Raw genomic sequence first — 507 nt, 5'->3', positions numbered from 1 at the left:
GTCTCGCGCAGCCGGTTCTTCAGCAYCTTYCCCGTGGCGCCCAGCGGAATGCTGTCGACGAAYGCCACGTCGTCCGGCGTCCACCACTTGGCGATMCKGCCGTYGTAGAAGTCGAGAAGTTCCTCGCGCGTCACCGCGGCGCCCGGCTTCCTGGTCACGACCAGCAGCGGGCGCTCRTCCCAYTTCGGGTGCKCGACRCCGATGCACGCGGCCATCGCCACYGCCGGGTGGGCCATCGCGATGTTTTCRAGGTCGATCGAGCCGATCCACTCGCCGCCGGACTTGATGACATCCTTGCTGCGGTCGGTGATCTGCATGAAYCCRTCGGCRTCGATSGTCGMGACGTYGCCSGTCGGGAACCASCCGTCGACRAGCGGATCACCGCCCTCGCCCYTGAAGTAGGCGGCAATGACCCAGGGWCCGCGCACCATCAGSTCGCCCGAAGCGCGGCCGTCGCGCGGGAGTTCGCCGCCGTGCTCATCGACAATCTTCATGTCGATGCCGTAC

The 507-nt window shown here is 66.9% G+C and carries 1 protein-coding gene; it reads right to left on the bottom strand.

The window, feature by feature from the left end; all coding sequences use genetic code 11:
* Positions 1–317, bottom strand: a 317-nt coding sequence (locus tag ACXJ3V_RS20870; protein WP_457102266.1) for an AMP-binding enzyme, incomplete at its 3' end; no start/stop codon positions are given.
* Positions 318–507 lie beyond the last annotated feature (190 nt).

The organism is Microbacterium sp. P5_E9 (assembly GCF_054049175.1).
The sequence above is the reverse complement of the archived record's forward strand: the minus strand, read 5'-3'. Positions and strand labels throughout refer to the sequence as shown.